This is a genomic window from Pseudoalteromonas xiamenensis, from assembly GCF_017638925.1.
GTDB classification, from domain to species: Bacteria; Pseudomonadota; Gammaproteobacteria; order Enterobacterales; family Alteromonadaceae; genus Pseudoalteromonas; species Pseudoalteromonas xiamenensis.
The window spans coordinates 833,519-853,534 of sequence record NZ_CP072133.1 but is presented as its reverse complement, the minus strand read 5'-3'; the positions used below and the strand labels follow the sequence as shown (position 1 = coordinate 853,534).

19 protein-coding genes are annotated in these 20,016 nt (G+C 44.9%); 3 read left to right on the top strand and 16 right to left on the bottom strand.

Translation table 11 applies throughout. The features are described 5' to 3' along the window. Positions 1-7: 7 nt before the first annotated feature. The 14 genes from J5O05_RS04180 to leuS all read right to left on the bottom strand — a co-directional run bounded on the left by J5O05_RS04180 (position 8) and on the right by leuS (position 14,089). The gene (locus J5O05_RS04180; protein WP_208843720.1) at positions 8-1,210 is read right to left on the bottom strand and encodes an aromatic amino acid transport family protein; all 1,203 of its coding nucleotides are present in this window, start codon (positions 1,208-1,210) and stop codon (positions 8-10) included. Between the two features lie 243 nt (positions 1,211-1,453). After that, positions 1,454-2,419 carry a lipoyl synthase gene (lipA, locus tag J5O05_RS04175; RefSeq protein ID WP_208843719.1) on the bottom strand — a complete coding sequence of 322 codons (966 nt, stop codon included), beginning with the start codon at positions 2,417-2,419 and terminating at the stop codon, positions 1,454-1,456. Next, positions 2,416-3,069 carry a lipoyl(octanoyl) transferase LipB gene (lipB, locus tag J5O05_RS04170; RefSeq protein ID WP_208843718.1) on the bottom strand — a complete coding sequence of 218 codons (654 nt, stop codon included), beginning with the start codon at positions 3,067-3,069 and terminating at the stop codon, positions 2,416-2,418. Before lipB ends, lipA begins: the two co-directional genes overlap by 4 nt. Before the next feature lie 61 nt (positions 3,070-3,130). Continuing rightward, the gene (ybeD, locus tag J5O05_RS04165) at positions 3,131-3,409 is read right to left on the bottom strand and encodes a DUF493 family protein YbeD (protein ID WP_208843717.1); all 279 of its coding nucleotides are present in this window, start codon (positions 3,407-3,409) and stop codon (positions 3,131-3,133) included. Between the two features lie 119 nt (positions 3,410-3,528). Continuing rightward, positions 3,529-4,692: a serine hydrolase gene (locus J5O05_RS04160; RefSeq protein ID WP_208843716.1), complete on the bottom strand. Its 1,164-nt coding sequence runs from the start codon at positions 4,690-4,692 to the stop codon at positions 3,529-3,531. Positions 4,693-4,736: 44 nt separating this feature from the next. Continuing rightward, the gene (locus J5O05_RS04155; RefSeq protein WP_425281510.1) at positions 4,737-5,504 is read right to left on the bottom strand and encodes a septal ring lytic transglycosylase RlpA family protein; all 768 of its coding nucleotides are present in this window, start codon (positions 5,502-5,504) and stop codon (positions 4,737-4,739) included. Continuing rightward, on the bottom strand, positions 5,504-6,610 hold the full coding sequence (rodA, locus tag J5O05_RS04150; RefSeq protein ID WP_208843715.1) for a rod shape-determining protein RodA: 1,107 nt from the start codon (positions 6,608-6,610) through the stop codon (positions 5,504-5,506). Before rodA ends, J5O05_RS04155 begins: the two co-directional genes overlap by 1 nt. After that, complete coding sequence (gene mrdA, locus J5O05_RS04145) at positions 6,607-8,478, bottom strand: penicillin-binding protein 2 (RefSeq protein ID WP_208843714.1); 1,872 nt, start codon at positions 8,476-8,478, stop codon at positions 6,607-6,609. Before mrdA ends, rodA begins: the two co-directional genes overlap by 4 nt. Before the next feature lie 10 nt (positions 8,479-8,488). Further along, entirely contained in the window at positions 8,489-8,959 is a 471-nt protein-coding gene (gene rlmH / locus J5O05_RS04140; RefSeq protein WP_208843713.1) for a 23S rRNA (pseudouridine(1915)-N(3))-methyltransferase RlmH, read from the bottom strand. A 4-nt stretch (positions 8,960-8,963) separates the two neighbouring features. Further along, positions 8,964-9,281: a ribosome silencing factor gene (gene rsfS / locus J5O05_RS04135; protein ID WP_208843712.1), complete on the bottom strand. Its 318-nt coding sequence runs from the start codon at positions 9,279-9,281 to the stop codon at positions 8,964-8,966. Between the two features lie 39 nt (positions 9,282-9,320). After that, the gene (nadD, locus tag J5O05_RS04130; RefSeq protein WP_208843711.1) at positions 9,321-9,965 is read right to left on the bottom strand and encodes a nicotinate-nucleotide adenylyltransferase; all 645 of its coding nucleotides are present in this window, start codon (positions 9,963-9,965) and stop codon (positions 9,321-9,323) included. Beyond that, positions 9,962-11,005, bottom strand: a complete 1,044-nt coding sequence (gene holA / locus J5O05_RS04125) for a DNA polymerase III subunit delta (protein ID WP_208843710.1) — start codon at positions 11,003-11,005, stop codon at positions 9,962-9,964. The genes nadD and holA overlap by 4 nt, the downstream gene beginning before the upstream one ends. Then, positions 11,005-11,502: an LPS-assembly lipoprotein LptE gene (locus tag J5O05_RS04120; protein WP_208843709.1), complete on the bottom strand. Its 498-nt coding sequence runs from the start codon at positions 11,500-11,502 to the stop codon at positions 11,005-11,007. The genes holA and J5O05_RS04120 overlap by 1 nt, the downstream gene beginning before the upstream one ends. 1 nt (position 11,503) lies before the next feature. Then, on the bottom strand, positions 11,504-14,089 hold the full coding sequence (gene leuS, locus J5O05_RS04115; RefSeq protein ID WP_208843708.1) for a leucine--tRNA ligase: 2,586 nt from the start codon (positions 14,087-14,089) through the stop codon (positions 11,504-11,506). 422 nt (positions 14,090-14,511) lie between these two features. On the opposite strand from leuS, the gene J5O05_RS04110 reads away from it, so the two are divergent. The 3 genes from J5O05_RS04110 to bamJ are packed head-to-tail and all read left to right on the top strand — an operon-like array spanning position 14,512 to position 17,905. Next, positions 14,512-14,970, top strand: a complete 459-nt coding sequence (locus J5O05_RS04110; protein WP_208843707.1) for a zinc ribbon-containing protein — start codon at positions 14,512-14,514, stop codon at positions 14,968-14,970. 44 nt (positions 14,971-15,014) lie between these two features. Further along, a complete protein-coding gene (locus J5O05_RS04105; protein WP_208843706.1) occupies positions 15,015-17,426 on the top strand; it encodes a Lon protease family protein in 2,412 nt (803 codons plus the stop codon). Beyond that, positions 17,423-17,905, top strand: coding sequence for a BamJ family beta-barrel-assembly machinery protein (gene bamJ / locus J5O05_RS04100; protein WP_208843705.1), 483 nt, complete (start codon positions 17,423-17,425; stop codon positions 17,903-17,905). The genes J5O05_RS04105 and bamJ overlap by 4 nt, the downstream gene beginning before the upstream one ends. 84 nt (positions 17,906-17,989) lie before the next feature. Here the strand turns inward: bamJ and J5O05_RS21605 are convergent, their stop codons facing one another. Both J5O05_RS21605 and J5O05_RS21600 read right to left on the bottom strand, forming a co-directional pair. Continuing rightward, a complete protein-coding gene (locus J5O05_RS21605) occupies positions 17,990-18,916 on the bottom strand; it encodes a TonB-dependent receptor domain-containing protein (RefSeq protein ID WP_244369782.1) in 927 nt (308 codons plus the stop codon). Continuing rightward, on the bottom strand, positions 18,891-20,009 hold the full coding sequence (locus tag J5O05_RS21600) for a TonB-dependent receptor plug domain-containing protein (RefSeq protein ID WP_244369780.1): 1,119 nt from the start codon (positions 20,007-20,009) through the stop codon (positions 18,891-18,893). Before J5O05_RS21600 ends, J5O05_RS21605 begins: the two co-directional genes overlap by 26 nt. Positions 20,010-20,016: the final 7 nt, after the last annotated feature.

The following is a 20,016-nucleotide window of genomic DNA, read 5'->3' as shown; positions in this document are numbered from 1 at the left end:
ATTGGTGCTAGCCAATAGCAGGCACAATCCCAACCATTTGCAGTAATTGCGCACCAATAATCACAGCACCTGAAAGTGCAGCAATCGCGAGGCCGGTATTTCCTCCTCGAACTTGGTAGCCCTGTGTAAGTGCTGAGCGGCGTTGCTGCCATACCATCGCCACAGGTAAAAAAACGGCTAATACAACGAGAGCAATTGCAGCGTAGCCGAGTGCCATAATGAAGCCTTGTGGATAGAAAAGCGCAAAGCCAAGTGGTGGCAAAAAAGTGACCAGTGCAGTTTTGATACGATCAGATTTGTTGTTTTGTTTTTTTAGCGTATCTGAAAAGAAATCAAATAGGCCTAAACTGACTCCAAGGAATGAAGTTGCAAGCGCTAGGTCCGCAAATATCGACACTGAGGTTGAAACCTGTTCACTGTGTACAATCTCAGACACACTACTCACAAAGCCTTGCAGCCCTGAACTTGCCATTAAATTTGCTTGACCTAAAATGCCCAAACTTAACAGCTGCCAGAACACATAGATAACCAGTGGAAGCGAAGCGCCCGCAATCATCACCTTGCGCAAGGTTTTGATGTCCAACCCAACGTACTTCACAATAGAAGGAATAGAGCCGTGAAAGCCGAAAGATGTAAATATCACGGGGAGGGCGGAGACAATGAGACCTTGTTGTACTGGCATATCAAGCAGATGTTGGCCACGAACATAGGGTGTTAACACAAAGAACAAACTGCCAAGCACGAACACTTTTATTGTAAAGAGTACGCGATTGAGTTTATCTACCGTGCTTGTACCGAGAGTTACAATTGTCGCAACCACCACGGCTAGAATGATTGAACCCGTCTGCGGCGCTAATTCCATATTCAACGCAAGATTCAGTTTACTTTGAAGCTGTCCACCGCCGCCGGCAATGTAGGCTGCGCACAATGCGTAAAACAAAAAGACCATGGCAAAATTGGCCACAACTTGGCCTCGACGTCCTAACCATTGTTTTGCTAGCGTGTTGAGCGTTGCATGCGGTTCGGCGTGTTGATGCACTTCAAGCATGAGGAGGGCTGTGTAAGTCATTAATGCCCACATAAGAATGATCATAAACAATGCGGTTGAAAAGCCCAGACCCGCTGACGCGATTGGCAGCGCCAACATACCAGCGCCGATGGTTGTGCCGGCAACGATAAGCATACTGCCGAGTGTTTTATTTTTTTGCACAAACTGCCCCTAAATCCAGTGAGAGTTACGCACGATATAATTAGTGGCAGGAAAATGAAATAGATTTGCTATAAATCAAAGCACATTGCTGTAACCTATGTTTTACAACACCATGAACAAGATGTAAAAAACTACTTATTTCAATGAAATTAAAGCGAAAATATAGAAAGATGAAAGGCACAGTTGAATCATAAATTAGGAAGAAGATGACTTGCGCTTTTAAGTAAGCGCAAGTCATCGATGTTATTTAACTTCTTTGCCAGCCGCTTGTTGATCTGCGTGATAGCTTGAACGAACAAATGGCCCACAAGCAGAATGTACAAACCCAATTTCGTCGGCGTACTCTTTTAATGCATCAAATTCTACCGGAGGCACGTAGCGTTTTACTGGTAAATGGTGTTTTGAAGGTTGCAGATACTGACCTACAGTAAGCATGTCTACGTTGTGCTCACGTAAATCGCGTAATACTTCTTCAATTTCACTCATTTCTTCGCCAAGACCGACCATCAGTCCAGACTTTGTTTTCACTTCTGGATGTGCTTCTTTGAAACGGCGTAGTAACTCTAGAGACCATTTATAGTCTGCACCAGGTCGTGCTAATTTGTATAGACGAGGTGCCGTTTCCAAGTTGTGGTTAAACACATCTGGAGGTGTCGCTGAAAGAATTTCAAGAGCTCGGTCCATACGACCACGGAAGTCCGGTACTAATATCTCAATGGTAATGCCTGGGTTGTGTTTGCGAATTTCGCGAATACAATCAGCAAAATGTTGTGCGCCACCATCACGTAGGTCGTCACGGTCAACCGAAGTGATAACAACATACTTCAACTTCATGTCTTTGATGGTTAAAGCAAGCTTTTCTGGTTCTGCCGCATCCGGTGCTAATGGACGACCGTGAGCAACGTCACAGAAAGGGCAACGACGAGTACAAATTGCACCCAAGATCATGAACGTTGCAGTACCATGATTGAAACACTCAGATAAATTCGGGCAAGACGCCTCTTCACACACAGAGTGTAAGCCGTGTTTACGCATGGCTTGTTTGATGCCATCAATACGTTCACTTGACTTAGGTAAGCGGATTTTTAACCATTCAGGTTTTCTTAACATCTCATCACGTTCAGTCGGTAATACTTTGACTGGGATAAGTGCCATTTTTTCCGCATCACGGAGTTTTACCCCTGGCTCCATTTTTACTGGATTTTTCATTCGTTCTCAAACCCTTCTGTGTGCAAAACGTGCTCCGCTTGGAGACGCTTAAGCATATGTTTCACTAAACCGTGACCGGCATCTTCAACATTCTGCGGTCCGTTTAGATCTTTTGTTTGTACCATTTGCATTCCCGCATACCCACATGGGTTTATACGCAGGAATGGAGCAAGGTCCATGTTTACGTTTAACGCTAAACCGTGGAAAGAACAGCCTCGACGAACGCGCAGTCCCAAAGATGCTACTTTGCAGTCGTTGACATAGACGCCTGGTGCATCAGGTTTAGCATAAGCTTCGATGTCGTATTCTTTGAGGAGATCAATAATACATTCTTCAAGCCACGTCACGAGTTCTCTTACGCCAATTTTTAAGCGGCGTAAATTAAACAGAACGTACAGCATTTGCTGACCAGGACCGTGATAGGTGACTTGACCACCGCGATCTACTTTAATCACGGGAATATCACCAGGAGCCAGTACATGTTCATCTTTACCGGCTTGCCCCTGCGTAAATACGGGTTCATGTTCAACAAGCCAGATCTCATCTGGATCGTTCTCATCGCGCACGTCGGTAAAGGTTTGCATACGCTGCCAAATCGGCTCATAACTTTGTCGACCTAAATGGCGGACATAAACATCAACGGGTTTCACAGCACTTCCTACTTTGCGGTACGTTGGGTGTTAATCGCACTACGCGACGTCGAATACGTAATTATAATACGTGACGTACGTCTTCCAATGCGCCAATTTCGTTATAAATTAGCTCGATATGTTCTTTACTCGTAACGATAGCGACGAGCGTGACCGATTCGTATGTGCCTTTGCTGCTTGGCTTAACTTTTGGCGCGTAATCACCTGGTGCAATGCGTTGCAAGACGGTTAAAACTTGCTCGGTCAATTCTACTTTTGCAAGGCCCATAATTTTGAATGTAAATGAGCATGGAAACTCTAAGTATTCGTCGAATTTAGTGTTTTGAACTTGATTAGCCACTACTGTGTCCTCACGCTTTTGCGAATGAATTCGCGGGATGACGGAATTGGCGGGCATTCTACCATTTATTAGACAAAAAAAAACGCCCCAAAAAGTAGGGGCGTTTTTCTTTTACTGATTTATTGCATGATTTGTAAACGTAAGTAGTCGTAAATCTTACTAAAGAAACTACCTTCTGCCACCTCTTCTAAAGTGACTAATGGATAGTTCGCAATTTCTTCGCCTTCTAATTGAAGGAATAAGGTGCCAACTTTAGTGCCTTTAGCAATTGGTGCTTCAAGGGTCTTATCTAACTCAAATGTCGCTTTTAAATTTTTGCGTTGACCGCGTGGAATGGTGATCGGTGTATCTTGTAAAATACCAAGAGAAACTTCTTCTTTGTCACCCATCCAAATTCGTTGCTTAGCGAAGCTGTCGCCCGCTTTATACGGTGTAATTGTTTCATAAAAACGGAAACCATAGTTAAGTAACTTTTTACTTTCGTCTTTACGTGCACGCTCGCTTTCTGTGCCCATAACAACGGCAATAAGACGCATATCGTCTTTCTTTGCAGAACTTACGAGGCTATAACCCGCTTCCGAAGTGTGACCTGTTTTGATCCCATCCACATCTAGACTCGCATCCCATAACAGCGAGTTGCGGTTATATTGCTTAATGCCGTTATACGTGAATGATTTTTGGCTATAAATAGCATATTCATCAGGCACATCACGAATGAGCGCCGCACCTAAGGTAGCCATATCACGTGGTGTTGTATAATGCTCGTTAGTATCCAAACCGTGGCTATTGATAAAGTGGGAGTTCGTCATGCCAAGTTTTTCTGCATGGGCATTCATCAAATCGGCAAACGCCGATTCCGTTCCCGCGATATGTTCAGCCAAAGCGACACACGCGTCATTGCCTGATTGGATGATCACACCGTGATTTAGCTCATCCACGCTGATTTGTTTGCCTACTTCGATAAACATAACAGAGGAGCCAGGGAAGTTCTTTGCCCAAGCTTTGTTACTTACGGTTACCATGTCAGTAGGTGAAATATTGCCCGCTAGAATTTCCGTGCCGATCACATAGCTTGTCATCATTTTTGTTAGACTTGCTGGTGCAAGTTTTGAGTCGGCATTGCCATCCGCTAACACTTTTCCCGTCGTAAAGTCGACAAGTATGTAACCCTTTGCGTTAACTTCAGGAGGAGGAGGCAGGATCTGTGCGGACGCTGAAAAAACAGCGGCACTGCACACTACGGCGCAGATTTTTTTGACTAAGGTGGGTTTCAACACTGTCATTACACTCGTAACTTTTGTTTGTTAATCTTAAAAGACATCTTATTCTAAAGTTGCTTTTCACTGTAAAGCAAGAAAGCTTGGTTAAATTGTCCATCACGAAGCGTTGCAAGTAGTTTTTGCGCTTCCTCGTCAGAAACAATAGGACTCAATCTCAGCTTATAAAGCCCTTTTTCTTCAATCACATTGGTGCCGAGGCTAAACTGTTGCGCCAAATTCGCACCCAATGCCGTAATGTTGTCTAGTTGTGATGATGCTGCAACCTGTACGTAGGTGTATCGAGTTACAGGCTCATCTAGAGTAATCGCCTCTATCTTAACTCGCGCTGTACCATTTGATAGATAGCCTAATTTGTATGCGGCTGCGTAGGATAAATCAATGACTCGGTCGTCGTGAAAAGGTCCACGGTCGTTCACACGAACGATCGCTGACTTGCCATTATCTAAATTGGTTACTTTAACGAAGCTCGGTAGGGGAAGCGTTTTGTGTGCTGCGGTCATGGAAAACATATTGAACACTTCGCCATTGGAGGTGTAGTAGCCGTGAAATTTACGGCCATACCATGATGCGATGCCTTCTGCTCGGTAGCCTTTTTCTGTTTTTAGTGGTGTATAGCTTTTGCCAAGGACGGTATAGGGACGGCCAGCAGCGGTACTCTTTGCTTCGTTGGTGACCAGTGCATCTTGTATTTCAAGTGGAGTCGGCGTGCGAAGCGGTGCTGCGTCTTGGCGAATATGATAGCGACCCGCACTACATGCAGTTAGAAAGCCTAAAACTAGACAAGCTAGGATAAAATGACGCAGTAACATATTCATTATTTAAGCAAAAGTTTCTTTTCTGTTGCGATAGACATAATAATCCCAAATCCAGCCATCAATGTCACCATCGAAGTACCACCATAACTAATTAAGGGAAGAGGAACCCCAACAACGGGGAGTAGGCCTGACACCATTCCAATATTTACAAAAACATAAACGAAAAAGGTGAGGGTCAATGCTCCAGCCAATAATTTACCAAAGGCATCTTGTGCATTCACCGCGATGTATAAGCCTCGGGCGATGATAAAGAGATACACACAGAGCAAAAGTATAACGCCAACAAGACCAAACTCTTCACTCAAAACGGAAAAAATAAAATCAGTATGGCGCTCAGGTAAGAACTCAAGTTGCGATTGTGTACCATGTAGCCAACCCTTTCCTTCAATCCCTCCACTGCCTATCGCAATTTTTGATTGGATAATGTGGTAACCTGTCCCTAACGGGTCGCTTTCAGGGTTTAAAAAAGTGAGGACACGTTGTTTTTGGTAGGTGTGCATCCCAAAGTGCCACAAAATGTAGCCGCCAGGGATCGCCAGTAAAACGGCTGAACCAATGAGTTTCCAACTTAGTCCGGACAGAAACAACACGAAAATACCAGAACTGGCGATGAGGATTGAAGTCCCTAAATCGGGTTGTTCTTTAATTAAAATGGTCGGGGCAAGCACAATCGCGAAACCGACAATTAACTGCCACATTTTAGGCGGCAATTGATTACGGCCGATGTACCACGCTACCATCATTGGAACGGCCAGCTTCATAATTTCAGATGGTTGAAATCGCGTAATACCAAGATTAAGCCAACGTCGCGCCCCCTTAGAACTTACACCTACAAACAAAACGGCAACCAACATTCCCAAGCCAATCAGATACATGGGGATCACGATTCGTTTCAAGGTGCTAGGAGAAACTTGAGCGAGAATGAACATGGCGGTCAAAGCTCCAGCCATGCGTGTTAAATGGCGCACCATCATGCCTGCTTCTTGTCCGCTGGCACTGTAAACAATGGCAATACTGCCAATCATCATGGTGAGAAGGGCGAGCAAAAGGGGCAAGTCAAGATGGAGGCGTTGCCAAATCGTTATTCTATTTTGTAAATCGGTCATGGCGTTGTCCCCTCAATGGGGTTTGCTGAGAAATAGTAGTCCATAAGCTGACGGGCAATAGGGGCAGCGGTGTAGCTTCCACCCCCTAGATTTTCAACAATAATCGTGACAACAATTTGAGGATCGTTGAAGGGCGCAAAACCGACGTAAAAGCCGTTATCTCTCAGACGTTCTTGTAATTTTTTTGCATCGTATCGCTCACCTTGAGCAATGCTTACAAGTTGCGCAGTACCGGTTTTACCCGCCGCATCGTAATGAGTTCCTGCAAAGGCGCTGTGTGCCGTTCCCGATTTTTTCTGTACCGTATTGTGCATCGCGTTAAGCGCAACATCCCAATGCTTCTCATTTTTGAGTTTGATGGGAGGGCGTTCTTCTGTAAACAGCTGTTCAATTTCTGAATCTTGGCGTGCAATTTGTACAAAATGAGGCTGATGATGCACGCCTCTATTCACCATAATGGTTGTCGCATTCGCGATTTGCAGTGGTGTTGCTGTCCAATAACCCTGCCCAATGCCAACGGAAATTGTGTCGCCCGGCCACCAGTTCTCTTTAAAACGTTCACGTTTCCAGTCCGTATTTGGCAGTATTGCGGTTGTCTCTTCGTAAATATCGATGCCAGTTAAATCGCCAAAGCTAAATTGCGTCATGAAATCGCTAATTTTGGTAATACCCAAACGATAGGCAATATCATAAAAAAAGGTATCGCAGGATTCTTCAATGGCTTTGTATACATCGACTTTGCCATGGCCCCAGCGTTTCCAATCTCGCCAACGGTGATCCACGTTAGGAATTTTGAAAAAACCGGGATCAAACATTTGAGTCGATTCGCTGATGATGTTTTCTTCTAAGCCTAAAATTGCCATAAAGGGCTTAATCGTCGAGGCAGGCGCATATCGGCCTTGGGTTGCACGATTAATTAAAGGTCTGTCTGGGTTCAATAAGCCTTGATAATCTTTACTGCTAATGCCGTGCACAAACAAGTTAGGGTCATAACTTGGATTGGAATACATGGCAAGAATACCACCATCTTTCGCATCCATCGCGACGATAGCACCGCGGCGGTCTTTAAGAGCGTGTTGCGCGATTTGTTGTAAACCAATGTCGAGCGTCAGTATCAGATCTTTGCCAGGCGTTGGGGGATCTAATTCGAGCGTACGAATGATCCGTCCTCGGTTGTTCACCTCAACACGTTGTGAACCGACCATACCGTGAAGCGCTTCCTCATAGTATTTTTCTATGCCGAGTTTGCCGATATCATGGGTCGCGCGGTAATTTTGTTCTTTATCTTGAAGTTCGAGTTCCTGAAGCTCTTTTTTGTTCAATTTAGACACGTAACCCACCGCGTGAGTGAGCGTATCACCATATGGATAAAAACGCGTTAAACGCGCTTCTACACTAAAACCGGGAAACTTGTGCTGATTGACAGAAAAAATGGCAACTTCTTCTTCGTTTAGACGAGCCTTAAGCACTTGGCTTTTGAAGCGACGATTATGTTTGATGTCGTTCAGAAACTCGTCTTTTTCTTGGTCTGAAATTTCAATGAGCTGGCTCACTGCGGTGAGTGAAGCGCCGAGGTTTTCTACGTCTTCAGGGATCACCTCAAGGTTGTACACGGGTTGGTTTTCAGCAAGCAAAACGCCATTTCGGTCGTATATTAACCCTCTGTTTGGCGCAACAGGAATGACTTTAATGCGGTTGTCATTCGAGCGCGTTGAATACGTTTCGTATTGTAAAACCTGTAAGTTATAAACATTGTATGCCAGTACCCCAACAAGCATCATTACAAAAATGAAGCTGATAAATGCACGTCGTGCAAACAGGTTTGCTTCAGCAGAATGATCTCGAATAGTGGGGCGACGATTGAGCATGGATGGTTACTTATTCCCTATGGTACGGATGATTGTTGTTCAAGCTCCATGCTCGATACAAGCTTTCTGCGACGATGATACGAACTAAAGGGTGGGGCAAGGTTAAATTTGAGAGTGACCATTTTTGCTCTGATGCCGCAATACATTCAGGCGCAAGACCCTCAGGGCCGCCAACAAGAAGGCTGACATCGCGTCCATCAAGTTGCCATTTTTGCATGTTGCCAGCAAGTTCGTGCGTATCCCATGCTTTACCCGTTACTTCAAGCGTCACGATGCGATTACCTTTTGGAATTGCAGCTAAGGTCTTTTCACCTTCAAGTTGCAGAATTCTTTTGATGTCAGCATTTTTGCCGCGTTTGCCGGCAGGGATTTCGATAAGCTCCAGCGCCATGTCTTTAGGAAAGCGGCGCTGATACTCAGCAAAACCCGCTTCGACCCAAGAAGGCATTTTTGTTCCGACAGCAATAAGTTGGATCTTCAAACGATTAGCCCCAAAGCTTTTCTAATTCATAAAAGCCACGTGTTTGATCTTGCATCACGTGCACTACGACATTGCCTAAATCCACAAGTACCCATTCGCCTTGATCTTGGCCTTCATAACCTAAAGGTACTTCACCTGCGTGTCTCGCTTCTTTGGCAACGTGGTCGGCAATCGATTGAACATGACGCTTTGATGTGCCAGAACAAATGACTAAATAGTCCGTTACACTAGATTTGTTGCGAACGTCTAACGTAACAATATTTTTTGCTTTCATATCGTCTACTTTGTCAAACGCGAAGTCGAGTAGTTGTTGCGAATTCAAGTTAATAATTCTCCGTATGTCGCTAAAAGTGTTAGTTTATCACGTTGATTTGGGGTTTTCAGTATAGAGTCCGTGCTGATTGATGTACGCAAGGACTTCTTGCGATAAAAACAAATCAGTGGCTTCATCGCGACCAAGTCTGGAACGAAGCGCAGAGGATGCAATATCGACAGTTGGACCGGCTAGAAAATAACAATGGCCGCTGGTTTGTTTCGTGAGTTGTTCGGGAGATTCAGCTTGGCAACGATAAACGTAGTCCTGTAGTTCTTGATTCGGAAGAAATGATTCCCCAGGGCGCTGATAAACAACAATATGACATAGCCTTACGAGCGTTTGCCAGTGATACCAGCTTGTTAAGTTGTTAAATGAATCCATCCCAAGCAGGAACGCGATTGGTTCTTCAGGATTGGCATCACGCCATTGTTGAATACTAAGCAAAGAATAAGATGGTGTCGTACGTTCCAGCTCTCGCGTATCGATGTGAAATGAAGCGTTACTCTGACAAACTAATTTCAACATTTCGACACGATGTTGAGTTGTGACGCCCGGTGCAGCTTTATGGACTGGAAGCGCACATGGCATAAAATAAAGCGCGTCGGCGCTCAGCGCCGAGACGGCATGCTTCGCCATGTTCTCATGGCCACGGTGCACAGGGTCGAACGTTCCCCCAAATACAACTATCACACGTTTTCCTCCAATGATATTGGAAGGTCAAATGGGATAGGACGGGCGAATTGCAGTGCAATGTGCAGCAGAGCTTGGTAAGGTGCGGCTACAAGTTGATGTTTAAAGGCGTCATCAAAGCGAGCTAAATTCAACTGAATTTGTTGCACAACGCTCATGTTAAGTCTTGATAAGGCTTGTTGAACGGACGCTTCTTGATTTTTCCAAACATTATGGGATTTGCATAATGTGGCCCATGGCACCCCATTTTGTTGGCCTTTATACAACTCTAACAGCAATTGCGCGTCTTTTTGCAACGCCCACACAATACTCATCGGTTCAATATTGTCCGACATGAGTTTTTCCATCACTTTACAAATCTGCGGGCTGTTACCATGCAATAGCGCGCTTCCCAAGTCGAAGATGTTGAACTTCGCTTGGTTTAACAACCCCTGTTGTAAAGTGTGATCGTCAATATTGGCCTCGCCAAACAGTAAGGAGAGTTTTTCCAGCTCTTGGTGGCACGCAAGTAAGTTTCCTTCTGTTGACTCCAGCAGCGCACTTTTTGCCAAACCAGTCATGTTCAACTTTAACTTGTGGCATTGCTCATCTATCCAGCGTTTTAAGTGAGTGCCTGTCAACGGATAGCAGGGTACGAACGCGCCCAGCTTATCGAGAGCCTTAAACCAACTGGAGCGCTGAACGTCTTGACCTGCGCTTAAGTTCTTAAGCACAATAACCATGTCTGGATTAGGGGATTCTGCAAAAGACTTTAAAATTGCTGCACCGTTTGTGCCTGGTTTAGTTTGAGCTAAATCGAGTTCAATGAGTGTGCGGGCGCTGAAGAGGGACATACTTTGATATTGTGCGACGACGGTTTGCCAATCAAATCCAGGTAAATTGGTAAATTTGATGATTTCATCAAAGCCGAGTTGTCGAGCACGAACTCGTATTGCATCAACACATTGTTGTTCTTGATACGGTTCTTCTCCAAATACCATGTAAAATGGCAGAAGGTCTTTTTTTAGCGCTTGGGCTAATTGATTCGCGTAAAATCGCATTATAACTGAGACAGTTGTCGGATAATTCGTTGACTTGCCTGCTTACGAAGTTCACTTAATAGAAGATCAAGCTCTTTCGATTTCGCAAGGGCATTGTCCGGATCGTCTTGGTAATTGCGATACAACTCAAAGCTGTGTTCCGTTGGTTTTTGACCTGGCCGAGTTACTCGGTATGCCACGCTGTAGGCAAGTTCATACTGCGCGACTTGTCCATTTTTGAATAGACTCAGCGTTTGACGCTCCAACCTGTCTTTCAACAACACTACCTCTGCGCTTTGTGCAGATGATTTGGCATTCAGTTGCACTTGCGAGCGACTTAGGTCCGCCTGTAACTGTTCCAATAATGCTGATTTGGGATCTTCACCAATTAACACCATTTGGCGTAAATCTTCCGGAATGTAAGAGGCTTTTTTCAAGTGAAAGCCACATCCACTAAGCACGCAAAGGCCTAGCGCAAGAAGCGCTAGGCTGATTTGCTTAGAAAGCCTTACCGGCATCTTAGCCGACCACCACGTTAAGTAGTTTGCCCGGTACATAGATAACCTTACGGATCTCTTTACCATCGGTAAATTTATTGACGTTCTCATCTGCGAAAGCCAACTCTTTTACTTGCTCTTGAGTTGCATCAGCGGCAACAGTCAACTTCGCGCGTAATTTACCATTTACCTGCACAACGATAAGTTTTTCGTCTTCTACAAGTGCTTGTTCGTCAACGATTGGCCAAGAAGCATCAAGTACATCATTGCCTTTGCCTAGTGCAATCCACAATTCATGTGACATGTGTGGAGTAATAGGGGCAAGCATAATGATAATTGCTTCCACGGCTTCGTTTCCAAGCGCAATGTCTTGCTCTGATTCTAATGGTGCTTTCAATAACTTGTTTGAAAGTTCCATAATTGCAGCGATGGCCGTATTGAACGTTTGGCGACGTTCAAGATCATCCGTTACCTTCGCAATAGTCTTGTGGAGTTCGCGACGAAGTGCTTTTTGGTCTGCAGTTAATGCATTCACATCAAGCTGTGCCTTACCCGCTTTGTTCACGTCTGAAGCGTATTTCCAAACACGTTTGAGGAAGCGTAATGCTCCTTCAACGCCAGAATCAGACCATTCTAAAGTTTGCTCAGGTGGAGCTGTAAACATCATAAACAGGCGAACCGTATCTGCACCGTATTGGTCGATTACGACCTGTGGGTCAATCCCGTTATTTTTAGATTTCGACATTTTCGCCATACCGGCTGACATCACAGGTTGACCATCGTCTTTGTGCCACGCTTTTACGATACGACCTTTTTCGTCTGTTTCCGTTGCAACGTCAGTCGGTGAAATCCAAACGTCACCGCCTTTTTCGTCTTTACGATAAAACGTTTCTGCCAGTACCATGCCTTGGCATAGCAAGCGCTCAAATGGCTCATCTGAGTTAACTAGCCCGAAGTCACGCAGTAACTTGTGGAAGAATCGAGCGTACAACAAATGCAGAATGGCGTGTTCAATACCGCCGATGTATTGGTTTACAGGTAACCAGTAATTTGCTGCGCCTGGCTCTAACATCCCTTCATCGTAGCGAGGGCTGCAGTAACGAGCATAGTACCAAGATGACTCCATGAACGTGTCAAACGTGTCCGTTTCATGGAACACCGTTTCACCATTTAAGGTTGCTTTTGCCCATTCAGGGTCAGCTTTAATTGGTGACGTTACGCCATTCATGACAACGTCTTCAGGAAGACGCACTGGCAGCATGTCCATAGGTGCGGCAAGCTCACCACCATCTTCTGTTGACAGCATAGGGATTGGAGAACCCCAATAACGTTGGCGGCTTACGCCCCAATCGCGTAGACGGTAGTTTACTTTACGCTTACCAACGCCCAAACCTTCTAATTTTGTCGCGATTGCGTCGAATGCTTCTTGGAATGCAAGTCCGTCAAATTCACCTGAATTCACAAGTACGCCTTTTTCAGTCAGTGCAGCCGTTGATAAATCGAACTCTACACTTTCATCGCTAGGCTTAATGACTTGTTTGATTTCAAGACCGTACGCTGTTGCAAACTCGTAGTCACGCTGGTCATGAGCCGGTACAGCCATAACTGCACCTGAGCCGTAATCCATAAGGACGAAGTTGGCAATCCAAATAGGTACTTCTTTACCCGTTAACGGGTGAATTGCAAACAAACCAGTCGCAATACCTTTTTTCTCCATTGTTGCCATATCTGCTTCAGCAACTTTGGTGTTTTTGCATTCTTCTACAAAACGAGTGATTGCATCGTTGTCTTTAGCTGCTTCTTGCGCAATCGGATGTCCTGCTGCAACCGCAACATAAGTTACGCCCATAAACGTGTCCGGACGCGTTGTGTAAACGGTGAACGTTTCCCCGTTATCAGCACGCTTAAAATCGATTTCAACGCCTTCAGAGCGACCGATCCAGTTGCGTTGCATCGTTTTTACTTGCTCTGGCCAATGGTCCAGTTTGTCCAAATCGTCTAGTAACTCTTGAGCGTAGTCAGTGATTTTAATAAACCACTGTGGAATTTCTTTTTGTTCAACAAGAGCACCTGAACGCCAACCGCGACCGTCAATTACTTGCTCATTCGCAAGTACTGTTTGGTCCACCGGGTCCCAGTTTACTGTAGACATTTTTTTGTACACTAAGCCTTTTTCATAAAGCTTCGTGAAGAACCATTGTTCCCATTTGTAATATTCAGGGTGGCAAGTTGCGATTTCACGATCCCAATCATAACCAAAACCAAGTTGCTTGAGCTGGTTACGCATGTAGTCGATGTTTTCGTATGTCCACTTTGCAGGAGCCGTATTGTTTTTGATTGCGGCGTTTTCAGCAGGCAAACCAAACGCATCCCAACCCATAGGTTGCATAACGTTTTTGCCTTGTAGACGGTGGTAGCGAGAAACAACGTCACCAATGGTGTAGTTACGCACGTGACCCATGTGGAGTCGGCCACTTGGGTATGGGAACATTGAAAGACAGTAGTATTTTTCTTTGTTTTCGTCTTCAACAACTTTGAATGACTTGTTTTCGTCCCAATAGGTTTGAACTTTTTGTTCTATATCACGCGGGTTATATTGCTCTTGCATTGATGTTTCCAGAGTTCCGGCAAATTAATCGAAAATTGCCGTAAGCATACCCGAAAAATAACGCGGATCACAGGGCTTAACGGTCAATTTATGGTGCAAAAAAAGATTGGTTAATATCCGAACAAGCTGGAGCGCATTCACAATGAGCTGTTTCGGTAAAAAAGGAGTTAGTTTCTAGCAAGTGCAGTGTTTCGTAGCCAGAAGGAAGTAAACCAAAACGGCGGTCGTTTCCAGATGCGTAAACGGCGTGATTCGCTGTTTACACATAGTGAAATAAAGTAATCAAAAGAGCAGTAGATAGGTCAGGTTTATCTCGTCCACTAGGTTACCCATTTTGTATATTTCTCATCATTTCAAAAAGTTGTAATCATAGCGAAATCGAACTAAAACTAAGGAAAGGCAAAAAGATGGAGTGTGATGGTATGTTTGAATATCGACAATGGCTTGAGCAATTTTCTACTTGGTTAAAGGACGTTAATGAGCACGAAGTAAAAGATTTAGTCGCTCGGTTTATGGAATATCAAGACGCCTTTTCTAAGCTCTCAGCAGATAGGATTGCGGAATATCGTATGTACTTGTTACGTGATTTAGAGCATTTCAACACACATCGAGACAAATATTCGGAGCTGGCTTGGCAAGAGTTTCAAGACTCGTTGTGGTACGAATTGTCTCAGCTCGAGGACCGTACGCAATTAGAATGGCACGCTCTACTGAAAGATTTTGAGCATGATGGGGTGTATAAGGCGGGGGATTCGATAGCTTTAGGCCGATTAGTATGTAAAAATTGTGGCCATAATTATGATGTTTTTTATGCGCAAACGGTTTTGCCTTGTACAGAGTGCGGGCAAGCTTTGTTTGTTCGGAAAGCTCTGCATCCTTAGGTATTTTGCAAACGCAAAATACGTAGTCGATTAAGAAGTTTAGAATGATAAAAACCAAATCCTTGCCTGCGTTAAAGTTAGCACCTGAAGTGTCTTTGACGCACGTCGAAAGCTGTATGACTAATCCATATCCAGAGGCGCTTCCTTTTATTGGTCAGCAACGTGCTCAGACCGCAATGGATTTCGCGTTAGGTATGGAACTGCCCGGTTACAATATGTATGTGATGGGTGAAGCGGCACTGGGTCGTTTCACGATGGTTAAAGACAAGTTAGAAGCGCACAGCAAAACGCGTCAAACGCCAAAAGAGTGGTTATACGTCAATAATTATGACGACCACCGTGAACCCATTGCGATGTTCTTAAATGCGGGTGAAAGCCGCCAGTTATCGGACGACATTGATGAATTACTCGATGAAGTTGTCGATACGTTCCCTGCGGCCTTTGATAACCCGGGTTATCAACGTAAGAAAAAAGCAATCGACCGCGAGTTTGATAAAAAATACGATGCGGCGATGACGGGGGTAGATCAACTTGCCGCCGAAAAAAGCGTCGCCATGATTGAAGAAAATGGCATGGTGTTGTTTTCACCTGTTGTCGAGGGTAAGCAACTCGAAGATCAAGAGTTTGCGACGCTTGATGAACACGTTCAAGCGCAGTTTTTTACCGCAATTGAAGAGCTAGAAGATGCCCTGAACGAAGCGTTGATCGAGTTACCGCGTTGGAAACGTGAATCGTCAGAGCAACTAAGAAACCTAAAAAAGTCCACGATAGAAATGGCAACCAAGCCACTTCTCAAAGCACTTGAACACAAATATGCAGCGAACTTAGGGGTATTGAGATATTTGAAAGATCTCAAATCTGAACTCGTTGATGCGGTGTTAGATTGGTTGGACACGCCCGCAAGTGCAGAAGATAAGCAAGAAGAGTTTGACTCTAAAGGCATGTTGACAGATTTTTTTGCACCGAACATTCTGGTTGAGTACAAAGAAGGTGATCCTGCACCGGTTGTGTATGAACCCAATCCAACGTTTGGTAATATCTTCGGTAAAGTAGAATACGCCACGTCACAAGGTACCCTCATTACAAGTTACCGCTCTATCCAAGCGGGTGCGTTACATCGCGCAAACGGCGGCTACCTAATTATGGACGCTGAGAAAGTACTGGCGAACTCGCAAGTGTGGGATGGTCTTAAACTTTCACTTAAAACCAAACAAATTAAAGCGGATTTACCGTACCAAGATTCTTCGGTAGGCAGCAGTTTTACGTTGCGCCCGCAATTGATCCCACTTGATGTGAAAATCATTTTACTTGGCTCTCGTGATCTGTATTACACGATTGGTGAATACGATGAAGAGTTTGGGGAATTGTTCCGCGTGTTAGCGGATTTTGATTATTACCTGCCGGGCAGTGACAAAGTGCAGTACCAATTTATCACTAAGGTCGCTGAGTACTGTCAAGAAACTCTGCAGATGTCGATTTCATCAATGGCTATGATGCGTCTATTGAAATTTAGTTACCGTCAGGCGGAACACCAAACCAAACTCTCGGCACGTTTTGCTGATGTATTGGAGCTTGTCGCAGAAGCCAGTTTTTACGCTCGCCAAGACGATGTCACTGAAATTGAAGATACACACATTGATGAAGCGATAAAAGGTAAGCAATACCGCACAGGACAAATCAGCGAGAACATGCTTGATGAAGTGAAAGAGGGGCATATTCTAATTGAAACCGAAGGCAAAGCCATTGCGAAAGTGAATGGCCTGACGGTGTTGCATATTGGTGACACGGCGTTTGGTACACCAGCGCGAATTACGGCTACTGTTTACGCAGGATCTGAGGGGGTTGTTGACGTTGAGCGCGAAGCTGAACTAGGTAAATCAATTCACTCGAAAGGCGTTATGCTTTTAACCGGTTACCTTGGTAACCGTTATGCGCAATCTTTCCCGCTCACACTCAGTGCCAATATCGCTATTGAACAAAACTATGGCTTTATTGATGGTGATAGCGCTTCGTTGGCTGAGTTGTGTGCGCTAACTTCAGCAATTACGCATCTCCCAATTAAACAAACAATAGCCCTTACCGGTTCTATAAACCAACACGGCGAAGTGCAGGCTATTGGTGGCGTAAACGAGAAAATTGAAGGCTTCTTTAAACTCTGCCAATTGCGAGGGTTAACGGGAGAGCAAGGGGTTATTATTCCAAGTTCAAACTGTTTAAATCTTGTATTAGAAGATGAGGTAATAGAAGCGGTTGAGCAAGGTAAATTCCACATTTACCCCGTTGCCACAGTTGATGAAGCGTTAACGCTACTCATGGATGTCGAGGCGGGTGAACTGGTTAATGGTGCATACCCAGAGGGCTCCATCAATGCGATGGCTTTAGAGCGTTTGGCTCGAATTGCGCTGGTCGTGAGTGGCGATGAAGAAGAGGAAAAAGCTGAGAAGGAAGACGCATGAGCACCACTAATATTGTGTTAATTGCCGTTATCGTTTTTTTGGTGATTTTGATTGTGCGCGCAGGTGCGCGAAATAAACAAATCGCTCAAACAAACCATCAAGCTCAAGCCTCATTTTTAGCTGAAAATAAACAGCGTCCGGAAGTTCATGAAACGGATACTGGGCTGCAATATGAAATGCTGGTTAGCGTTGATCGAGACGCGCAAAAACCGACGGCAACGAGTCAAGTCAAGGTGCATTACCATGGCACGCTGCTAGATAAAACGGTTTTTGATAGCTCGGTTAAGCGCGGACAGCCGATTAGCTTTAAGCTCAATCAAGTCATTTCTGGTTGGACTGAAGGTTTACAATTGATGAAAGAGGGTGAGAAGGTACGCTTTTTTATCCCGTCAAATTTGGCGTATGGCGATAAAGGAGTCGGGTCTATCCCTCCGGGTTCTTTATTGATTTTTGACGTTGAATTGATTGCGATTGAATAATTCGACAAGTAGACCAAAACAAAGCCTGCAAATGCAGGCTTTGTTGTGTTCAAGGCTGCTTTTATACATTGCGGTGCAAAAAGGTTAGAAACGCCAATCCCAATTTGCCCATAATGTTCGGCCTGCCGCGTTGATTCGGTCAATTTGCGTGTAGCCACTTACTGCACTGCCGGCCCGACTTAAATGTTCCGCGTACAGTTTGTCAAAGAGGTTATCTACACCAAACGACAACACCATATCCGTTTGAATTTGATAACTTGCATTTAGCGCTACGGTACCAAAACCAGCCGTTTCAGACACATCTTGTCCTGCGATATTACCTTGGCCTATAGCGACACGATGTTGTCCTTTTGCAAGGTCTAACAGAGCACCTAATTCCCATTGCTGTAACTGATAGGTGATGGTTGTCTTGAGACGAAGTGGAGGCTGCTGAGCTAGTGGCACATCATCAGAACGGTTCTCACCTCGCACGTAACTGAGCGCGCTTGCAACTTGCCATGCTGCGCCAAATTGTTTTTGCAGCTCTAATTCAAAACCATAGCTTCTAGTATCGATGTTTCGCACTACGCTTGTAGCTTTGCCCATTTTTTCATAGTTGTTGTCGATAAGAAGATAGTCGTCAACTTGATTCAAGAAAAAGGAGGTACTACCTTGCCAAGCTTCACCTTTGAAAACACTACCAAGGTCAAGTTGCGTGGTTTTTTCTGGCTCAACATTAAAAGCATTTGGTCCGCTTTCAGATGCTCTTCCTCCGCCAATAAGTTCCCAATAGTCTGGGAAACGTTCTGTGTGACCAAGTCCTGCGTAAAATGAGGTTTGTTCTGTTTGCCACTGGTGACGAATAAAGCCACTCATTAATGTGTCGTCTTTAGACTTATCGGCTGTTGGGTTTTGTGTTGAACCCATCATGGAGCTGAGAAATTGGCGTTTGTCGGTTGCTGTCCAATCGTCTGCACGAAGTCCCACAACCCACTGCTGATTAGGTTTATAACGATATTCGAGTCTCGGCAAACACACCTGTTTGGCGAAATTCAGCGTCTTCAACTCGGTTGAAATCGTTAAAATCTGCCATTTGCGCATTCATTACGGTCCGGTTGCGATGCTCATTACGTTGATAGTCCACGCCATATTGGAGCGTAGCCTTATCCATTAAGGTAGAGCTGAATGTGAACTTTGCACCCAACGTGCGTCTGTCTGGGTTGGAAGCCATCGGCATCTTCATCATCATCGAGGGCACAAACGGACGCAGACTGTAGTTGTCCATCACGTGGTCAATATAATTATAGTAAATCTGTCCTTCGATTTGATTTACAAATGAGCCGAGATCAGCGAGTTGAAATCGTAGTCCAAGATGCTCTTTATCGAAAAGACTGCCATCCATCATACGGTCGCCATACGCGACATTACCATCGCTTTTTCCAACACTAACAATAACATACTCGTTGTCTGTTGGCGTATACGCGAATTCGGCATCCATGTTCCATTTGTCGTAGGCGCTGTGCACGTCATCACCGTTACCATCTTTATAGTCATCGGATTCTTGATAGCTACCTGTTAAACGGGTGAAGTAAGTTTCATTACCCACTTTGATATCGGTATTTATCCCCTTGCGGCCAAAGCTACCAACAACTGAGTTCATAAACCCAGAAACCCCTGCTTTTTCCATACGTTCGTTGTCACGAGAGAATACGACTGTGGCTGCGCTGTTCCCTGGGCCGTATAGGACGGTTTGAGGGCCTTTTATAACGGTCAATGTGTCAAAACTTTGCGGCGTAATGTAGGCGGTGGGTGGGTCCATGCGGCTGCCACATCCGCCAAGGGTCGAGCCTGCATCCGTGACAATATTTAAACGAGAGCCAGCCATTCCACGAAAGACCGGATCGCCACTCGCGCCGCCTTTTTTAACTAATGAAAACCCCGCTATACTTGAGAGTAGATCAGCGCCATCTTGAGCAGGCATTGGTTGACGAGGTAATTTGGGGTCGGTACTAATCGTGAGTGGTGTTTGCATTGGGGCAATGACCACGATTTTTTCGAGTTCGTCTGCGGTGACAGAAGCAGCAAAGCTGGCCAATACGGCTGTTGTTAACAGAGAGCGTTTCATTTTTATT

What these genes read in the sequence shown, in the direction of transcription:
- lipA (WP_208843719.1), bottom strand. Translation starts at nt 2,419, where the DNA reads ATGAAAAATCCAGTAAAAATGGAGCCAGGGGTAAAACTCCGTGATGCG.
- J5O05_RS04160 (WP_208843716.1), bottom strand. Translation starts at nt 4,692, where the DNA reads ATGACAGTGTTGAAACCCACCTTAGTCAAAAAAATCTGCGCCGTAGTG.
- J5O05_RS04155 (WP_425281510.1), bottom strand. Translation starts at nt 5,504, where the DNA reads ATGAATATGTTACTGCGTCATTTTATCCTAGCTTGTCTAGTTTTAGGC.
- rodA (WP_208843715.1), bottom strand. Translation starts at nt 6,610, where the DNA reads ATGACCGATTTACAAAATAGAATAACGATTTGGCAACGCCTCCATCTT.
- mrdA (WP_208843714.1), bottom strand. Translation starts at nt 8,478, where the DNA reads ATGCTCAATCGTCGCCCCACTATTCGAGATCATTCTGCTGAAGCAAAC.
- holA (WP_208843710.1), bottom strand. Translation starts at nt 11,005, where the DNA reads ATGCGATTTTACGCGAATCAATTAGCCCAAGCGCTAAAAAAAGACCTT.
- J5O05_RS04120 (WP_208843709.1), bottom strand. Translation starts at nt 11,502, where the DNA reads ATGCCGGTAAGGCTTTCTAAGCAAATCAGCCTAGCGCTTCTTGCGCTA.
- leuS (WP_208843708.1), bottom strand. Translation starts at nt 14,089, where the DNA reads ATGCAAGAGCAATATAACCCGCGTGATATAGAACAAAAAGTTCAAACC.
- J5O05_RS04110 (WP_208843707.1), top strand. Translation starts at nt 14,512, where the DNA reads ATGTTTGAATATCGACAATGGCTTGAGCAATTTTCTACTTGGTTAAAG.
- J5O05_RS04105 (WP_208843706.1), top strand. Translation starts at nt 15,015, where the DNA reads ATGATAAAAACCAAATCCTTGCCTGCGTTAAAGTTAGCACCTGAAGTG.
- bamJ (WP_208843705.1), top strand. Translation starts at nt 17,423, where the DNA reads ATGAGCACCACTAATATTGTGTTAATTGCCGTTATCGTTTTTTTGGTG.
- J5O05_RS21600 (WP_244369780.1), bottom strand. Translation starts at nt 20,009, where the DNA reads ATGAAACGCTCTCTGTTAACAACAGCCGTATTGGCCAGCTTTGCTGCT.